Here is a 16,357-nt window from a genome sequence, read left to right as displayed (position 1 = left end):
CCGCGCCGTAATAGCGGCGCGCGGCGGACCTGTTCGGAGCCGTTTCCATGCAACTTAGAAATATCGCCATCATCGCGCACGTTGACCACGGCAAGACCACGCTTGTCGATGTGCTGTTGAAACAGACCGGGACGTTCCGCGAGAACCAGCAGGTTCAGGAACGGGCCATGGACAGCAACGATATCGAGCGCGAGCGCGGTATCACCATTCTGGCCAAATGCACCTCGGTCGAGTGGGGCGGAACCCGTATCAATATCGTCGACACACCGGGCCATGCCGATTTCGGCGGCGAGGTGGAGCGTATCCTTTCCATGGTGGACGGCGTCGTGGTTCTGGTGGACGCGGCCGAAGGGCCGATGCCGCAGACCAAGTTCGTGCTCGCCAAGGCCCTGAAGCTGGGCCTGCGTCCGATGGTCGTGGTCAACAAGGTCGACAAGCCGGAGCAGCGTGCCTACGAGGTGCAGGACGAGATGTTCGATCTGTTCTCCGCGCTGGAGGCGACCGAAGAGCAGCTCGATTTCCCGACGCTTTTCGCCTCCGGCAAGGCCGGCTGGGCGAGCCTGACGCCGGACGAGACCGGTTCCGACATGACGCCGCTGTTCGAGCTCATCCTGCGCCATGTGCCGGAGCCCACAGTGGTTCCCGACGCGCCGTTCCGGATGCTGGCGACCACGGTTGAAGCAGACCCCTATCTCGGCCGTCTGCTGACCGGGCGGATCGAGGCCGGAACCGCCAAGTCGAACATGACCATCAAGTCGCTGTCCCGTGACGGCAAGATCCTGGAGCAGGGCAGGATCACCAAGATTCTCGCCTATCGCGGTCTGGAGCGGGTGCCGCTGGACCAGGCGGAAGCGGGCGATATCGTGGCCCTTGCCGGCATGTCCAAATCGACCGTCGCCGACACCATCTGCGTGCCGGAAGTGACCGAGCCGATCGCGGCACAGCCGATCGATCCCTCCACCATTGCCGTGACCTTCTCCGTCAATGACAGCCCGCTCGGCGGTCTGGACGGCGACAAGGTGACCAGCCGGGTGATCTGGGACCGCCTGCAGAAGGAAGCCGAAGGCAACGTCGCCATCCGGGTTTCCGAGACTGCCGACAAGGATGCCTTCGAGGTTTCCGGGCGCGGCGAGTTGCAGCTTGCGGTGCTGATCGAACAGATGCGCCGGGAAGGCTTCGAGCTGTCGATCAGCCGTCCGCGCGTGCTGTTCCAGTCCGATCCGCAGACCGGACAGCGCCTGGAGCCGATCGAGGAAGTCGTCATCGACGTGGATGAGGAATTCTCCGGCGCCGTGGTCGAGAAGATGCAGCAGCGCAAGGCCGAGCTGATCGATATGCGGCCGTCCGGCGGCGGCAAGCAGCGGGTGACCTTCCGCTGCCCGTCCCGTGGCCTGATCGGCTATCACGGCGAGTTCATGACCGACACCCGCGGTACCGGCATCATGAACCGGGTGTTCGATTCCTACGGTCCCTACAAGGGCCCGATCCCGGGCCGCCGCAACGGCGTGCTGATCAGCCTGGAAAAGGGCAAGGCAGCGGCCTACGCGCTGTTCAACCTGGAAGAACGCGGCCCGCTGATGATCGGCGGCGGCGAGGATATCTATCCGGGTATGGTGATCGGCGAGACCAACCGGGGCAACGATCTCGACGTCAATCCTCTGAAGTCCAAGCAGCTCACCAACTTCCGGGCCTCGGGCAAGGACGATTCCATCGTCCTGACCCCGCCGATCCGGATGACGCTGGAAAAGGCGATCTCCTATATCGGTGATGACGAGCTGGTCGAGGTGACGCCGAACAACATCCGCCTGCGCAAGCGCTATCTCGATATCCACGAGCGCAAGAAGCACGCCCGCAAGACCGCGGCCGAAGGCTGATCACACCTGTCGCCCTTCAGGGAACCGGCGCACCAGTCCGGTTCCCGAAAGGGCATTCCGTTTGCGCCTCGCGCGCACTAGGCTCTCCTGCAGAAACACGATCCTGAGGGAGGGCCTCAATGGCCGAGAAAACCATCAAAACCGTCGACTCCATGGTGGCCGAAGCCAATGAGCAGGTTCGCATCGTCTCCGTTGAGGATGCAAAGGCCATGATCGGCAGCGACGACGTGACCTTTATCGATGTCCGCGATGTCCGCGAGATCGCCAAGAGCGGCCGCATTCCGGGCGCGCGCCATGTGCCGCGCGGCATGCTGGAATTCTGGATCGACCCGGCCAGCCCCTATTACAAGGACTTCTTCGGCGAGGAGAAGACCTTCGTCTTCTATTGCGCCGCGAGCTGGCGTTCGGCCCTGTCCGCCAAAACGGCGCAGGATATGGGCCTGACGCCCGTCGCCCATCTCGAGGGCGGCCTCGGGGAATGGCTCAAGGCGGATGGACCGGTAGAGCATAAGGAATAACAAGAACGGCCGGGCAATAGACCCGGCCGTTTCTGATTCCGGGCGCCGGGCAAGGACCCGACGCTTGTTACTTGTCCGCTTCGGCGTCGATCGGCCAGATCGGCCGGCGCAGGTGCTTGTAGTCGAAGCTGGCGTAATCCTGCGAGACGAGGCAGCCGCTATCCACCAGCACGACGTCGCGGGCAACCGGCTGGAAGGCCGCGCGGAAATGGTGCGAGGATTTGACGGCGATGACGTCCAGCGCCGCAGGATCGAGCCCGAACAGCTTCAGGGCCTGCTGGTCCGTGACCTGCAGGTTGCTGCTGGCGATTACCACCTTCACCCCTGAAATGTCGAGCAGGGCGGAGCGGCCGAGGCGCACTTCCATATTGGCCCACATCGGCCCGTCGCAGACGAAGGCCCCGGTCTCACTGAGCGCGAGCACCGTGGCCGCTGTCTCGATCGGCGGGCCATAGCTGTCCGGATCGACCTTTGCGCCGAGCGAGATGGTGATCGTCGCTCCCATCCCGGCGGCATGGGCCTGTTCGGCAACGGTGGGATCGCAGATCGCGGCCAGCGCCGCGTTCGGGGCACCTGTCGCGATGATGCTCTCCAGCAGGCGCACACCGTCGCCGTATCCGCCGCCACCCGGATTGTCCGTGGTATCCCCGATGACCAGCGGCCCCTTGCCCGTCGGGCCGTCCTTGATCTTGTCCGAAAGCTCGGTGAGGGAGAGCAGGGGGACGGTGTTGATCGCGCGGGTATCCCAGACGAACTGCATCAGCTCGTCGGCGATCTTCCGGCCCTTTTCCGCAGCGCCATCCGTGGTGACGCTGACGGACGGGCCTGCTTCGGCAATGTCCGACCAGGCGAAGCCGGCACAGAGGCCGATTTCCAGAACGGCCGGATCGGCGGCCTTGATCTCCGCTGCCCGGGCCAGCAGCTCGACCATCGGGCCTTCCTGGGTCCGGCCGTGATTGAGGCCGTCCAGGGTCGGCCGACGGGCAACAATTGTGACCGGCCGGATCTCTTTGTCCATTGCCCGCTGGAGCAGGGAGGCAGCCTCCGTCGCGGCGTCGTACTGGTCGATATGCGGATATGTCCGGTAGGGCACCAGGATATCGGCCAGTGCGGCCATCTCGTCCGTCACGTTCGCATGCAGGTCGAGCGTGACGGCAATTGGAACATCTTTGCCGAGGCGGTCCCGCAGCCGCTTCAGCAGGTCGCCTTCCGCGTCCTGGCCGCTCTCGGTCACCATGGCGCCGTGCAGGGCCAGCATGACCCCGTCGACCGGTCCGGTATCGAGACCGGCCAGCACGATGCTGCAAAGCTCCTCCCAGGCCTCCGCCGTGGTCATCCCGCTTGGCGTGGCATGGGCCGCGACGGTCGGGATCAGCTCCCAGCCGTAGGTCCGCGCGGCGTCGATATGGGCCGCCACTTCCGTCGCGGTGCCGGACATATGCTCTGCTATCGCGTCGCCGAAATAGCATTGCCGGCGCAAATAGGCGTCCATACCGGTCCGCAACACACTGAAAGTATTGGTCTCGTGGCTGATCTCAGCCGATAGCACACGCCGCGCGGTCATTGGATTACCAGCTTTCCGGCAATGTGCCGTCGCCGATATCCCAGAACAGCCCGGCGGTCAGTTGCAGACCCTCGCGCAAAACCGGCTTCAGCGCATGCTCGTTCGGCGCATGCTGGGAGCAGGAGGCATAGGAGTGGGGCACCCAGATCGTGGCCAGGCCGAGGATTTCGCTGAACACGTCGTTCGGCAGCGAGCCGCCGAGGTTTGGCAGGATAGCGGTCTTCTTGTTGGTCGTGCGCTGGATCGAGCTCGCCGCCCACTGCACGAGCGCATGGTCGGGATCGAGGCGGGTCGCCCTCATATAGCCGCGGTCGGCATCCGAGACGGTGACCATCGGGAAGCCTTCGCGCTCCAGATGCCGGCGCAGGGCCGGAACGATGTCCTCCGGATCGGTGCCGACGACGAAGCGGAGCTGGCCGCGACAGGTCGCCCGGCCCGGGATCGCGTTCACCGGCTTGTCCGGCAGGCCGGCCGTGTAGGCCAGGATCTCGAAGCTGTTCCAGCCGATCACCCGTTCGATCGGGGTCAGGGACTCTTCCCCCCAGTTCGGATCGATCTGCGGGCCGTTCGCTTCCGCCTCCAGCTCACACTCGGCGAGCGCCGCCCGGATCGCCGGGGTGAGGGTGGTCGGACGCCATTCCGGCACACGGATCTGGCCGCGCCGGTCGGTGATGCTGGCAAGGGCATGGGCGAGGATGACCGCCGGGTTTGCGAGCAGGCCGCCCCAGTTGCCTGAATGGTGGGCGCCCTCGCGCAAATCGCAGGTGATATCCATCGGGTAGGCACCGCGCGATCCCATGAAGACGGTCGGGTGATCGGCACTGATACGCGGGCCGTCGGAGGCGATCAGGAAATCGGCCTTCAGCCTGGCTTTCTGCTGTTTTGCGAAGTCCGCCAGTCCCGGGGAGCCGGATTCCTCGCCGCACTCGATCAGGATCTTGGAATTGAAGCCCAGCTTGCCCCGGGTCTTCAGGACGGCGTTGAGGCCGGCGATATTGATCGAGTGCTGGCCCTTGTTGTCGACGATGCCGCGGCCATAGACCCGCTCACCGACCTCGGTCAGGGTCCAGGGATCGCGGCCCTCGGCCCATTGCCCCTCCATGCCGCGGACCACGTCGCCATGGCCGTAGGTGAGCACGGTCGGCAGGGTGTCGCCCTCGTGACGGGTGGCGATCAGGAAGGGGCCGCCCTTTGGCGAGGGGTTCGGGAACTGCTCACAGACATATCCCATCGGCTCCAGGGCCGCGCGCATTTCGGCCATATAGGCCTCCATGTCGGGCTTCCGCTCCTCGTAGAGCTGGCTTTCGGTGCGGATCGCCACCCGGCGGCTCAGGTCCTTGAGGAAATCGCCGCTGTCGAAATGTTCGGCGGCGGCTGAGATGGCTTGCTCACGACTCACTTGGGTGGCTCCTGGGTTGGAAAACTCGATATTCAGTTAAGCGGGACTTCGGGAAGGGTGACGACCTCGATGCCCCTGGCCTCGAGCGCGGCCCGGACGGCGGCTGCGACGGCAGGACCGGTCGGCTCGTCCCCATGGATACAGATGGAATGAACCACCACGGGCACCTCCACGCCGTCGGTCGAGCGGACCTTGCCGGTCTCGACCATGCGCAGCACATGCTCCACGGCCTGCCCGGGATCGCGGATCATGGCATCGTCGCGCTTCCGGCTGGTCAGGCTGCCCTTGGAATCATAGGTGCGGTCGGCGAAAACCTCCGAAGCGGTCGGCACGTTGAGCGTTGTGCCGGCTTTCATCAGCTCGGAGCCGGTCGTCGCCAGCAGAATGATGGCCGGATCGACGGCCTTGGTGGCGCGCACGATGGCCTCGGCAAGCTCCCTGTCTTCGGACGCCATGTTGTTCAGCGCGCCATGCGGCTTCATGTGCGTGACCTTCATGCCGTGCAGTGCCGCCATCGCCTGCAGCGCGCCGATCTGGTAGGCGATCATCGCCTCCACCTCGCGCGGGGACATGGAAATCCGGCGGCGGCCGAAACCCCAGAGATCGTTGAAGCCCGGATGCGCACCGATGCTGACGCCTTCCGCCTTGGCCGTGCCCACGACCCGGTCCATCACATTGGCGTCCCCGCCATGGAACCCGCAGGCCACATTGGCGGAGCCGACGATCTTCAGCATCGCCATGTCGTCGCCGATATCGTAGGCGCCGAACCCTTCGGCCATGTCGGCGTTCAAATTCACTTTGGTCATGGTTACGGTCCGTGGCTATTGTCTCGAAGCGCGGGTTGCGCGTCCGGACGCTTGGTCGATGGGCGGTTGGACGTGAAGACTAGCGCCAAACCCTTCTTACGGTCCATGTCCGGAACAGAACCATTGTGATGTCGGAACCTGTCTTTCTCCCCGCCGGGGATACCGCCCTTGTCGTGCAGTTCGGCGAAGCCGTCGATGCGGCCGTAAACCGCCAGGTGCGCCATGTCGCCGCCAAGCTGCGCGAGCTGTCCTTGGCCGGCATCGTCGATATCGTCCCGACGATCCGCTCCCTGATGGTGCATTACGACCCGCTGCTGACGCGCTCCTCCGCGCTGCAATCGGCGATCTCGGAAATCCTGCATCACCAGCATGAGGGCGAGGACGGCTACCGGCTCTGGACCATTCCGGTGTGCTACGAGGGCGAGTGCGCGCCCGATCTGGAAAGCGTGGCGCGCGAGATGAAGCTGGATCCGTCGGAAGTGGTGCGCGGCCATACGGCGGAACCGCAGGAAGTCCTGATGATGGGATTCCTGCCGGGCTTCCCCTATCTCGGCCTGCTGCCGGAAGCGTTCGATGTGCCGAGACGGTTCGAGCCGCGCGTCAAGGTACCGGCCCGCTCGATCTCCATCGCTGTGCGGCAGACCACGATCTACACGGTCGAGAGTCCCGGCGGCTGGCATCTGATCGGCCGCACGCCGATCGAGTTTTTCGACCCGCACAGGGATGAGCCCATCCTGGTCGCCGCCGGGGATCGGATTCACTTCGAGGCCGTGCCGCTCGCCGAATACGAAAAGCTGCGCAAAGCCGTCGAGGCCGGAGACTATGTTCCGGTCGTACAGGATATCGCAGCGGGAGAGGGCGCATGAGCGGGCTCAGGGTGATCCAGGCCGGTTTCGCGCCGACCCTGCAGGATTTCGGCCGCCCGGCCTTCCAGAGCCGGGGCGTGCCCGTGTCCGGCGCGCTCGATCCCGTGTCTCTCCGGATCGGCAATGCGCTGGTCGGAAATGACGGCGGGATGGCCGCCATCGAGTTCCGGCTGATCGGACCGGTTCTTGAGGTACTGGCGGAAAGCGTCCGCGTGGCGCTGGTCGGCACCCGCGCCGGAATTGTCGTCGAGGCGGGGGAACGCGTCGCGCTGCCGTCCTACCAGAGCGTCACGCTGAAGCGCGGGCACAGGCTGTCGGTCAATCCAGTGACGGATAGCGGTGCCGCCTATCTCTGTATCGAAGGCGGATGCGATCTACCCGCCGTGTTCGATAGCCTCTCCACCTATGGCCGCTCCCGGATCGGCGGCTTTCAGGGCCGTGCGCTGAAGGACGGGGATGAGTTGCCCCTGCGGCTGAACGCAGCTCCCGCGCGTGGCGAGCTTCGGCTGGAAAATCCCGAATATCTCGATGCCGGCGGCCCGGTCCGTGTCGTGTTCGGCCCGCAGCGGGATTATTTCACCGACGAGAGCGCCGCCGCTTTCCTGAGCAATGAATACAGCGTCAGCCGGGAAGCGGACCGGATGGGCATGCGCCTTGAAGGTCCGGCGCTGGACCATGCGCGCGGCTACAACATCACCTCCGACGGGATCGTCACCGGCGCCATCCAGGTGCCCGGCAACGGCCTGCCGATCATCCTGCTGGCGGATCACCAGACCACGGGCGGCTATCCGAAGATCGGCACCGTGATTTCCGCCGACATCCCGCGCCTCGGCCGCCTGAAGCCGGGAGACACGCTGTTCTTTGCGGAAATCAGCGTTGCCGATGCGGAAGACGCGCGCCGGGAGCAGGAAAAGGATATCAAGCGGCTGATCTCTTCGCTTTGTCCGGCGGCGGCATGGCTCGACGAGGCGGCGCTCTACCGCGAAAACCTGATTAGCGGCGTGGTTCATAATGGAGAGGCGGTCTAGGACGTGTGTTCGTAAACGGTCGGGTGCCGATGAGTGCTTTCGGTGAAAAAAAATCGGAAGTCGGTCACTCGGGTGCGTCGGTTAGCAATTGGTGGGAAGTGGTCATTCGCCGCGATAAGAACGAATGACAAATAAAAACAGAGAGCGGCATTAGGGTGGTGGTGCGGCAGTCCGTTGGGGCAGGTCTGGGGGCCGGACATTCGCGTATAGGTATCGAGGATATCGAACACTGCATTGACGCTTCCACCGCATCAACATATTGTGCAAAAGCTAGTGTTTGGGTCCAAATGCGGGAATCTCGTGGACTTTATCAATATCAACGCTAAAATTTCTAGGCTCGACACTTGCGATGTCGCCACATTTGACAATCTGAAAAATAGCTTCAAGCATTTTACTCTTGAATTGAAGGTTGAGCGTTTCCGCCACTTGAGCGATGTCGTCCTCCCATTCGACCATCCTGTGACCGTTCTGGCTGGGACGAACAAGATAGGCAAGACCAGTCTCCTTCTACTTCTGGCATGTAGCCACGAAACCTTCATGCGTTTGGATGCAAGCAAACCCGACCCCACTTGGCGCGAGCACGCATGGAAAGACGTTCTGACCTTTACTAAGCACGAGACTGAGACGAACGACTATGCGTACAGCATGAAATGGCGCCTTGCGAAAAAAATGCAGAGTGGGGAAGGGAAAAGGCTGGCAAGCAGCAAGTCGTGGAGCGGCTTAGGAAAAAAATCAAAAGAAGCTCGCCAAAACGCAAAAATCAAGGACCGAGAGGTGCGGCTGATCGACCTCGATAGGCTCCTTCCGGCGAGAAGTTTTTCGGCTTCGCTTTTGCGAAAATCTGGAAGCGCTAAACTCACGAAGGTGAGTGATGATCTGACCAAAGCATTCTGCTACGTCTTTGATATTCCATACAACGCTGAATTCAAGATTATGGAAGTTGGCGGGCACGTAAATAAGCGGTGCTATCTTATAAACTCTCCTGCGCACAGCTACTCAAGTTATGGTGCCGCATCTGGCGAAGAAGCCCTGATTAATTTGTTGCGTGACATATTGGATGCCCCAGAAGGCAGCTTGATTCTCATTGATGAAATTGAGGCCGGTTTTCACCCTGCCATCCAGAGAAAGCTTGTTAAGGTCATATGTCAGATTGCCTGGGAGCAGAAAAAGCAATTCGTCATGTCCAGCCACTCGTCAACGATTATCGACGCAATGCCTGCAAAGTCTCGGAAGTTCATTGAGTACCATAATGGTGTTTATCGAACCATCTCTGGAATAGCTCCTCAGGCTGCACTTTCCAAAATGGACTCTGTTGGTCACCCGCTAGTGCGTTTATTCTGCGAGGACGACCTTGCCGAGTTCCTTATCAAAAAGGTCGCAACAGAAGTTTCGAAAGAGCACAAGAACTTCTCACGCCTTTTCGAGATAATCCGATCAGGACCGGCGAACATGGTCAAGATGGACTACGAGCGGCATAAATTGTTCTTCGACCAACTCAGAAACAAGATCGGTTACTGTGCGGTTTTTGACGGAGATCACCGCAACAAGGCTGGCTTCAAAGACTTGGCGGACACTGACAAGTTCGTACACTTCCTGAAGCCAGATACTGCCCCTGAAGTGGCACTGGGGCAGGCTTACTTAGCTTCATACCCCAACACTGAGCTTGAAGCGTTTCTAGCCGCGGACAATCATCATCCATTCTTCCAGAAGATGGTGGACATGGACTTAGCTGCGGACAAGGCGGACGCGAAAAACAAGTGCTACTCTGCCTTCGAGGGATCTGTCGAGTTCGCCACCCACTTCGACTCCCTGAAAGCATTCTTGATTGAAACAGCGACGCATTTCAGCGAGGCCAAGGGCTAGTCACGCCTTACGCTAGTCCTACTCTTCCAGAACAGCGGCTTTCGAGAGATGCGGGGATGCGGCTTGGAATAGGGCCCACTGTCCGCTTTGGGCGGCTGTTCGATTGCCTACTTGCTCTGAATAGTTACGCGGCTATTAGCGCTTGGCTTTACTCCAACAGAGGCAGCCCTATGAGGGTTGGTGTCGACATTGTCGGGATCAGCGTTTGGCGGCGGCGAGGTACTGCGCTTGGTCGCGATCACCGGTCTTTGAACGGGGCTATGCTGCGAGCGAGAGCATCGCCGGTAGCCGTTTGGTGGGGCTCTGCCCTGGGGACGAGGAAGTTGGCTGGGCGTTTACGAGTTCATGCCTAGGCGGCGCGGCCGTACCGGTACGTCCCGTTCTCGCCCAGCTCCCGCGTTATCTGCCCGTCCTCGATCAGCAGATGCAGGTGGGCCAACGCTTCGCCGACGGCAAAGCGGGTCTGGTGCAGGTCGAGCTCTCGGGTGAAGAGGGTTTTCATCACCTGGGCGGCGGAGGCCGGTCGATCGCAGGCGGCGATGGTTTCTTCTAGCCGCTCGTCATGGTGGCTGCGCAACGCATCGATCCTGAAATTGATGCCGCGATAGGGACCGTCATGCCCGGGCAGGACGAGGATTTCATCTTTGCCGCCCTTCATGCTGTCGAGGAAGGTGAAGAAATCCTGCAGCGGATTGGCGTCGGGCTCGGTCCACCAGACTGCGATGATCGGCGTGATGCGGGGCAGCAGCAGATCGCCGCCGAGCATCAGGTTGTCTGCTTCCGAAAACAGGCAGACATGGTCCGGGGAATGTCCGGCGCCGAAATAGGGGCGCCAGGTGCGGCCGCCGATCTCGAATGTCGTCTCCGGGCCGATGCGGTTGAAGGCAGGCGGGACGGGCGAGACCAGCTTGCGGTATTCGTTGCCGATCTTGCGCATCTCGCCGCCGACACCGTCCCCGAGGCCGAGCCTGCCGTAGAAGCCGACCATCTGGTCGACGAAATCCTCGGAGGTGTCGAGATAGAAGGCCCGGGCATTCAGCCATTCGGTCCGGCTCATCCAGAGCGGGGCGCCGGTCTGTTCCTGCAGCCAGCCCGCGAGGCCGACATGGTCCGGGTGAAAATGCGTGCCGATGATGGCCTGCACCGGATCGCTCCCGATGACGTCCTGCAGGATCCTCGTCCAGGCGGTCCGGCAGTTTTCCGTGTTCAGGCCGCAATCGACAATCACCCAGCCGGCATCGTCTTCCAGCAGGTAGAGATTGACGTGATCGAGCGAGAAGGGCAGCGGCAGGCGGAGCCAGTGCACGCCCGGCGCCACTTCAAGGAGCGTGCCGTCTTCCGGCCGCGTGTCTCCGAGCAGATAGGTAAGGTCCTGTGTCATGGCTGCGGACATTAGTCAGCACGCGTGGGACTGGAAAGTGCCTAATGCGAACAAGTCGCCCGGAAATTCCGCCAAACCATCGGGCCGGGATCTCTGCCCCGCATGTGAAGCATCTGTGACATGCCTGAAAAAGGCGCCCTTGAGCCTCGCCACACCGGGCTGGAAGGGCTAGAAATACCTCTTCCTTTCCAGGTGAGTTTTCCCGCATGACCCCACATTCCACCACCGGCACGCTCTGGCTCATCGTTGGACCGTCGGGTGCGGGCAAGGACAGTCTTCTGGACGGCGCCAAGGCCGCTCTGGCGGGGAGCCCGACCCATTATTTCGTGCGCCGGGACATCACGCGTCCGGCGGATGCGGGGGGCGAGGACCATAATCCGGTGTCGGTCGCGGAATTCGAGGCGCGGCAGGAAGCGGGCGCCTATTGCCTGAGCTGGCAGGCCCATGACCTGCGCTACGGCATTCCGAAGAAGATCGAAGCGGAGCTGGCTGCCGGGCGGCATGTCATCGTGAATGTGTCGCGCGCACTGATCGGCACGGCGCGGGAGATGTTTCCGGATGTGCGCGTGGTGAACATCACGGTGCCGCGCGCGGTGCTGGAAAGCCGCCTCCGGGGGCGGGGGCGGGAGAGCGAGGCCGATATCCGGAAGCGTCTCGAGCGGGCCGAGGCTTTCACTCTGGAAGGGCCGGGCGTGATCACTTTTATCAACGACCGGCCGCTTGAAGAGTCTGTCTCTGCCTTTACGGCGTTATTCGCGCAATAGGTGAAATATCGGCTAAATCCGATATTCCGATAGGGGCTTACCGATACTTTGCCAGGAACTCCGCTGCCGGCAGGGCTCGGAAGTCGCCCATCCGTTCTTTCAGCAGCGCATGCGGCCAGTCCCACCAGGCCAGCTCCAGCAGGCCTTCGGCCGTTTCCGCGTCCACCCGGCGCTTGATCTCTTTCGAGGGAACACCGCCAACGATTGTATAAGGCGCAACATCCTTGCTGACCACGGCGCCGGCCGCGACCACGGCGCCGGTACCGACAATAACGCCGGCAAGCACGGTCGCGCCATGGCCGATCCAGACATCGTGCCCGATGGTGCAATGGTGCCGGCGGCGCCAATCGAAAAATGCCTCGTCATCATCGCCCAATCCATAAGCGGCAGCCCGGTAGAGGAAATGATGCTGGGCGGCGCGTGTGCTCGGATGATTTCCGGGATTGATGCGCGTATGGGATGCGATTGAGCAGAATTTTCCTATCGTCGCGTAAATGATGTCGCTGTCATTCACCACGTAGGAATAGTCGCCCATCTCGGTCTCGATGACGGAGGTGCGGGCGCCGACCTCTGTCCAGGCGCCAAGCTCGCAGTCCCGCACCTGGGCGGTTTCATGCACCGTCGGCATGGAGGAGAGCTGTTTCTGTGCCATGAGCTGAACTTTCCGTCTTTCTACTGAAGCTGCGGGCGTCAGGTGACCCGATTGCCCGCCCGCATGACCTTGCGGACCACCGGCGTGCCGTCCTTGGCCTGCCGTACCCGGATAAGGTCGGCCCGCTTGCCGGGCAGGATCTCCCCGCGATCGTCCAGCCCGACCATGCGGGCCGGGTTGGCCGTGACCGTCGCCAGTGCCTTCGGCAGGGGCAGGCCGTGCTTTTCATGCAGCATGAAGGCGCCGTGCAGCATGCTGGCCGGGACATAGTCGGAAGAGAGCGCATCCAGCACCCCCGCTTCGGCGAGCTCGCCGGCCGAGACATTGCCGGAGTGCGAGCCGCCGCGGACCACGTTCGGCCCGCCCATGATGTTGGCGAGACCCTTCTTGCGGGCATGCTGTGCCGCTTCCATCGTTGTCGGGAATTCGCTGATGGTCAGGCCCAGTTCGTGCGCCTCGTCCACGTGATCCACCGTGGCATCGTCATGGCTGGCGATGACCACGCCCATATCCCGGCAGGCCGCGGCGATAGCCCGCCGGTGCTTGTCGGAATAGAGAATCTGGTTCTTCTTGCGCTCCTCGACCATGGCATCGAATTCGGCATCGCTCATGGCGTGCTTGCCGGTGTAGTAGATCTTCAGTTTGCTGAGATCGACGAACTGGCGCTGGCCGGGCGTGTGATCCATCAGGGAGACCAGCCTGACCAGCGTGTCTTCCTTGAACGGCTCGAACAGGGCGAGGGCGTTCGGGTTGCCGACCTCGCAGCGCATGTGCAGGAAGTGGCTGGCCCGCAGCATGTCATGCGCGCTGGCCTCGCGGATGGCGTTGGCGGAGTCCATCAGGATCTTGTCCCGGGCGTCGTCCCTGAGGGTGCCGCCGACGGCAACCGCGTCAAGCACCGTCGTGATGCCCGCCGCCGTAACCTGCGCGTCATGCGCCAGCAGGGCGGACATGACCGGCCAGTGGACCTTCGGACGCGGAATTAGGTGCTTTTCGAGATTGTCCGTGTGCAATTCGACCAGGCCGGCGATCAGATAGTCGCCGTCGAAATCCGTGGCGCCGGCCGCGCCGCTGCGCCCTTCGGAGATATCCTCGATCCTGCCGTCCCGGACGGTCACGGTGCCATGCACTTCACCATCAGCCAGAATGATCCGTGCATTGGTCAGAATGGCATCGGGGGCCTCGCTCGTGCTCACGCCGCGCTCCTCGCAGGTTGAAGTTCGTATGTCCGGGTGCCGACCGCCTCGCGAACGGCCTGATCGTGGAAAATGCCGACAATGGCGGACCCGTTTTGCCGCGCTTCGGAGATCAGGTCCACGACTGTTTGCCGGTTTTCCGCGTCGAGCGACGCCGTCGGCTCATCCAGCAGCAGGATGGGATAATCCTGCACCAGCGTCATGGCGATGTTCACCCGCTGCTGCTCTCCGCCGGAGAAGGTCGCGGGCGGCAGGGACCAGAGGCTTTCCGGTATCCGCAAGCGCGCCAGCAAGGTCGCGGCTTTCTCGCGGGCGGCGACCTCGTTGATGCCGCGGGCGAGCAGGGAATCGGCCACGAGATCAAGCGTGCCGACACGCGGAATAACGCGCAGGAACTGGCTGACATAACCGAGTGTCCGGGCCCGGATGTCGAGCACGACGTGGGGCACGGCGCCGACCAGGTCGACCATTTCTCCGTCATGCCGGATCAGCACCTGCCCCGCTTGCGGCAGATAGTTGGCATAGAGCGAGCGGAGCAGGGTCGATTTACCGGCGCCGGACTGCCCGGCGAGGATGACGCATTCGCCTTGTGCGACGGTGAAGGAAACGTCTTCCAGCACGGGTAGAGTGACGCCGCCCTGATTATGCAGCGTGAAGCTCTTCATCAGGCTGTCGACGCGGATCATGTCTTGGTTCTTATCGTTCATGGCCATCACACCGGCAGGATCGAGGAGACGAGAAGCTGGGTATAGGCGTGCTGTGGATCGTCCAGAACCTGATCGGTCAGCCCCTGTTCGACGACCCGGCCGCGCCGCATGACCATCAGCCTGTCCGACAGCAGCCGGACCACGCCCAGATCGTGGGTGACGATGATGCAGGCGATACCGAGCTGACGCACCAGCCCGCGCACCAGATCGAGCAGACGGGCTTGGACGGAAACATCAAGCCCGCTGGTCGGCTCATCCATGAAGACGAGGCGCGGTTTGGTGACGAGGTTCCGGGCGATCTGCAGGCGCTGTTGCATGCCGCCGGAGAAAGTCCGGGGCAGGTCGTCCATCCGGCCGAGATCCATCTCGACCTTTTCCAGCCATTCCGAGGAGACCTCCCGGATGCTGCCATAGTTCCGCTCGCCGACGGCCATCAGGCGTTCGCCGACATTCGCGCCGGCGGAGACGTTCATCCGCAGCCCGTCGCGGGCATTCTGGAAGATGATCCCCCAGTCCGTCCGCATCAGCATGCGCCGTTCGGCTTCGGAAAGAGCGTAGATGTCCTGCAGGCCGTCGATCCGGGTGTTGAACCGGACGGTGCCGGCGGTCGGCTGCATCAGCCCGGAGGCGCAGCGCAGCAAGGTGGACTTGCCGGAGCCGGATTCTCCGACTATCCCCAGCACTTCACCGGGATAGAGCGAGAAATGCACATCCTCGCAGCCGATCTGGTGGCCGTATTTCTGGGTCAGGCCTTCGACGTCAAGCAAAGGTCCGTTGTCACGCAGCGCCCTCATTCGGCGCCTCCCTTCTTTGCGGGACTCTGTGGTTCGCCCTGGTCTCCGACATGGCCGGCCTCGCGGCGTTCGGCGCAATAGTCGCTGTCGGAACAGACATACATCTTGCCGCCGGCATCGTCGGTGATGACCTCGTCGAGATAGCTGTCTTTCGCCCCGCAGAGCGCGCAGTTCTCTTCCCAGGACTGGATGGTGAAGGGGTGGTCCTCGAAATCGAGGCTCTTCACATCCGTATAGGGAGGGACCGCATAGATGCGTTTCTCTCGTCCGGCGCCGAAAAGCTGGAGCGCGGCCATCTGGTGCATCTTCGGATTGTCGAATTTCGGGATCGGGCTCGGCGCCATGATGTAGCGGCCGTTCACCTGCACCGGATAATTGTAGGCCGTCGTGATGCGGCCGAAGCGGGCGATGCTCTCATAGAGACTGACATGCATGACGCCGTATTCCTCAAGCGCATGCATCTTCCGGGTTTCGGTCTCGCGCGGCTCGACCCAGCGCAGCGGCTCCGGGATCGGCACCTGATAGATCAGGATCTGAGCGTCGGTCAGCGGCTTTTCGGGAATCCGGTGCCGGGTCTGGATCAGGCTTGCGTCCGCCGTTTTCTCGGTCGTCGCCACGCCGGCCGTCTTGGCGAAGAAGCGCCGGATATTGACGGCGTTCGTGGTGTCGTCCGCGCCCTGGTCGATCACCTTAAGTGTGTCGTCTTTTCCGATCACGGCGGCGGTCACCTGCATGCCGCCGGTGCCCCAACCGTAGGGTAGAGGCATTTCCCGGCTACCGAACGGCACCTGATAGCCCGGAATGGCGACACCCTTCAGGATCGCCCGGCGGATCATCCGTTTCGTCTGCTCGTCCAGATAGGCGAAATTATAGCCCTCGACCTGCTCGACCGGCTTGTCGTGCTCCGGCGCCTGCCAGGGCTGCGCTTCTTGCGTTATGCTCATG

Annotated in this window: 15 protein-coding genes; 6 read left to right on the top strand and 9 right to left on the bottom strand. The window is 62.5% G+C overall.

The genetic code is table 11. The features are described from left to right. The first annotated feature begins 47 nt into the window (after positions 1–47). Together typA and RH950_RS13440 are read left to right on the top strand one after the other, a co-directional pair. Positions 48–1,874, top strand: a complete 1,827-nt coding sequence (gene typA / locus RH950_RS13445) for a translational GTPase TypA (protein ID WP_350057560.1) — start codon at positions 48–50, stop codon at positions 1,872–1,874. Positions 1,875–1,993: 119 nt separating this feature from the next. After that, positions 1,994–2,392: a rhodanese-like domain-containing protein gene (locus RH950_RS13440; protein ID WP_350057558.1), complete on the top strand. Its 399-nt coding sequence runs from the start codon at positions 1,994–1,996 to the stop codon at positions 2,390–2,392. A 67-nt stretch (positions 2,393–2,459) separates the two neighbouring features. Here the strand turns inward: RH950_RS13440 and RH950_RS13435 are convergent, their stop codons facing one another. Genes RH950_RS13435 through RH950_RS13425 form a run of 3 tightly spaced genes read right to left on the bottom strand, consistent with a single transcriptional unit; the run spans position 2,460 to position 6,161 of the window. Next, complete coding sequence (locus tag RH950_RS13435) at positions 2,460–3,956, bottom strand: M81 family metallopeptidase (protein ID WP_350057556.1); 1,497 nt, start codon at positions 3,954–3,956, stop codon at positions 2,460–2,462. Between the two features lie 4 nt (positions 3,957–3,960). Then, positions 3,961–5,355 carry a M20 family metallopeptidase gene (locus RH950_RS13430; RefSeq protein ID WP_350057554.1) on the bottom strand — a complete coding sequence of 465 codons (1,395 nt, stop codon included), beginning with the start codon at positions 5,353–5,355 and terminating at the stop codon, positions 3,961–3,963. A 32-nt stretch (positions 5,356–5,387) separates the two neighbouring features. Beyond that, positions 5,388–6,161, bottom strand: a complete 774-nt coding sequence (locus RH950_RS13425; RefSeq protein WP_350057552.1) for a LamB/YcsF family protein — start codon at positions 6,159–6,161, stop codon at positions 5,388–5,390. 128 nt (positions 6,162–6,289) lie between these two features. Between RH950_RS13425 and pxpB the strand changes: the two genes are divergently transcribed. The 3 genes from pxpB (at position 6,290) to RH950_RS13410 (ending at position 9,918) form a co-directional block, all read left to right on the top strand. After that, on the top strand, positions 6,290–7,027 hold the full coding sequence (gene pxpB / locus RH950_RS13420) for a 5-oxoprolinase subunit PxpB (RefSeq protein ID WP_350057550.1): 738 nt from the start codon (positions 6,290–6,292) through the stop codon (positions 7,025–7,027). Next, positions 7,024–8,055 (top strand): 5-oxoprolinase subunit C family protein, encoded by a 1,032-nt coding sequence (locus tag RH950_RS13415; RefSeq protein ID WP_350057548.1) that lies wholly within the window; start codon positions 7,024–7,026, stop codon positions 8,053–8,055. Before pxpB ends, RH950_RS13415 begins: the two co-directional genes overlap by 4 nt. A 300-nt stretch (positions 8,056–8,355) precedes the next feature. After that, positions 8,356–9,918, top strand: coding sequence for an AAA family ATPase (locus RH950_RS13410; RefSeq protein WP_350057546.1), 1,563 nt, complete (start codon positions 8,356–8,358; stop codon positions 9,916–9,918). 349 nt (positions 9,919–10,267) lie between these two features. Here the strand turns inward: RH950_RS13410 and RH950_RS13405 are convergent, their stop codons facing one another. Continuing rightward, positions 10,268–11,299, bottom strand: a complete 1,032-nt coding sequence (locus tag RH950_RS13405; protein WP_350057544.1) for an MBL fold metallo-hydrolase — start codon at positions 11,297–11,299, stop codon at positions 10,268–10,270. Between the two features lie 206 nt (positions 11,300–11,505). On the opposite strand from RH950_RS13405, the gene phnN reads away from it, so the two are divergent. After that, the gene (gene phnN / locus RH950_RS13400) at positions 11,506–12,063 is read left to right on the top strand and encodes a phosphonate metabolism protein/1,5-bisphosphokinase (PRPP-forming) PhnN (RefSeq protein ID WP_350057542.1); all 558 of its coding nucleotides are present in this window, start codon (positions 11,506–11,508) and stop codon (positions 12,061–12,063) included. A gap of 37 nt (positions 12,064–12,100) precedes the next feature. Here the strand turns inward: phnN and RH950_RS13395 are convergent, their stop codons facing one another. From RH950_RS13395 to RH950_RS13375, 5 genes are read right to left on the bottom strand one after another with little or no spacing between them, the layout of a single operon-like run. Next, a complete protein-coding gene (locus tag RH950_RS13395) occupies positions 12,101–12,715 on the bottom strand; it encodes a DapH/DapD/GlmU-related protein (RefSeq protein WP_350057540.1) in 615 nt (204 codons plus the stop codon). A gap of 38 nt (positions 12,716–12,753) precedes the next feature. Then, positions 12,754–13,911 (bottom strand): alpha-D-ribose 1-methylphosphonate 5-triphosphate diphosphatase, encoded by a 1,158-nt coding sequence (locus RH950_RS13390; protein ID WP_350057538.1) that lies wholly within the window; start codon positions 13,909–13,911, stop codon positions 12,754–12,756. Next, positions 13,908–14,618 (bottom strand): phosphonate C-P lyase system protein PhnL, encoded by a 711-nt coding sequence (gene phnL, locus RH950_RS13385; protein ID WP_502889774.1) that lies wholly within the window; start codon positions 14,616–14,618, stop codon positions 13,908–13,910. Before phnL ends, RH950_RS13390 begins: the two co-directional genes overlap by 4 nt. 5 nt (positions 14,619–14,623) lie before the next feature. Beyond that, positions 14,624–15,412 carry a phosphonate C-P lyase system protein PhnK gene (phnK, locus tag RH950_RS13380; protein WP_350057534.1) on the bottom strand — a complete coding sequence of 263 codons (789 nt, stop codon included), beginning with the start codon at positions 15,410–15,412 and terminating at the stop codon, positions 14,624–14,626. Continuing rightward, positions 15,409–16,356, bottom strand: coding sequence for an alpha-D-ribose 1-methylphosphonate 5-phosphate C-P-lyase PhnJ (locus RH950_RS13375; protein WP_350057532.1), 948 nt, complete (start codon positions 16,354–16,356; stop codon positions 15,409–15,411). The genes phnK and RH950_RS13375 overlap by 4 nt, the downstream gene beginning before the upstream one ends. Between the last annotated feature and the right edge of the window lies 1 nt (position 16,357).

The organism is Nisaea sp. (genome assembly GCF_040217065.1).
Classification (GTDB): Bacteria; Pseudomonadota; Alphaproteobacteria; order Thalassobaculales; family Thalassobaculaceae; genus Nisaea.
This window is presented reverse-complemented; position numbering and strand designations above follow the sequence as displayed.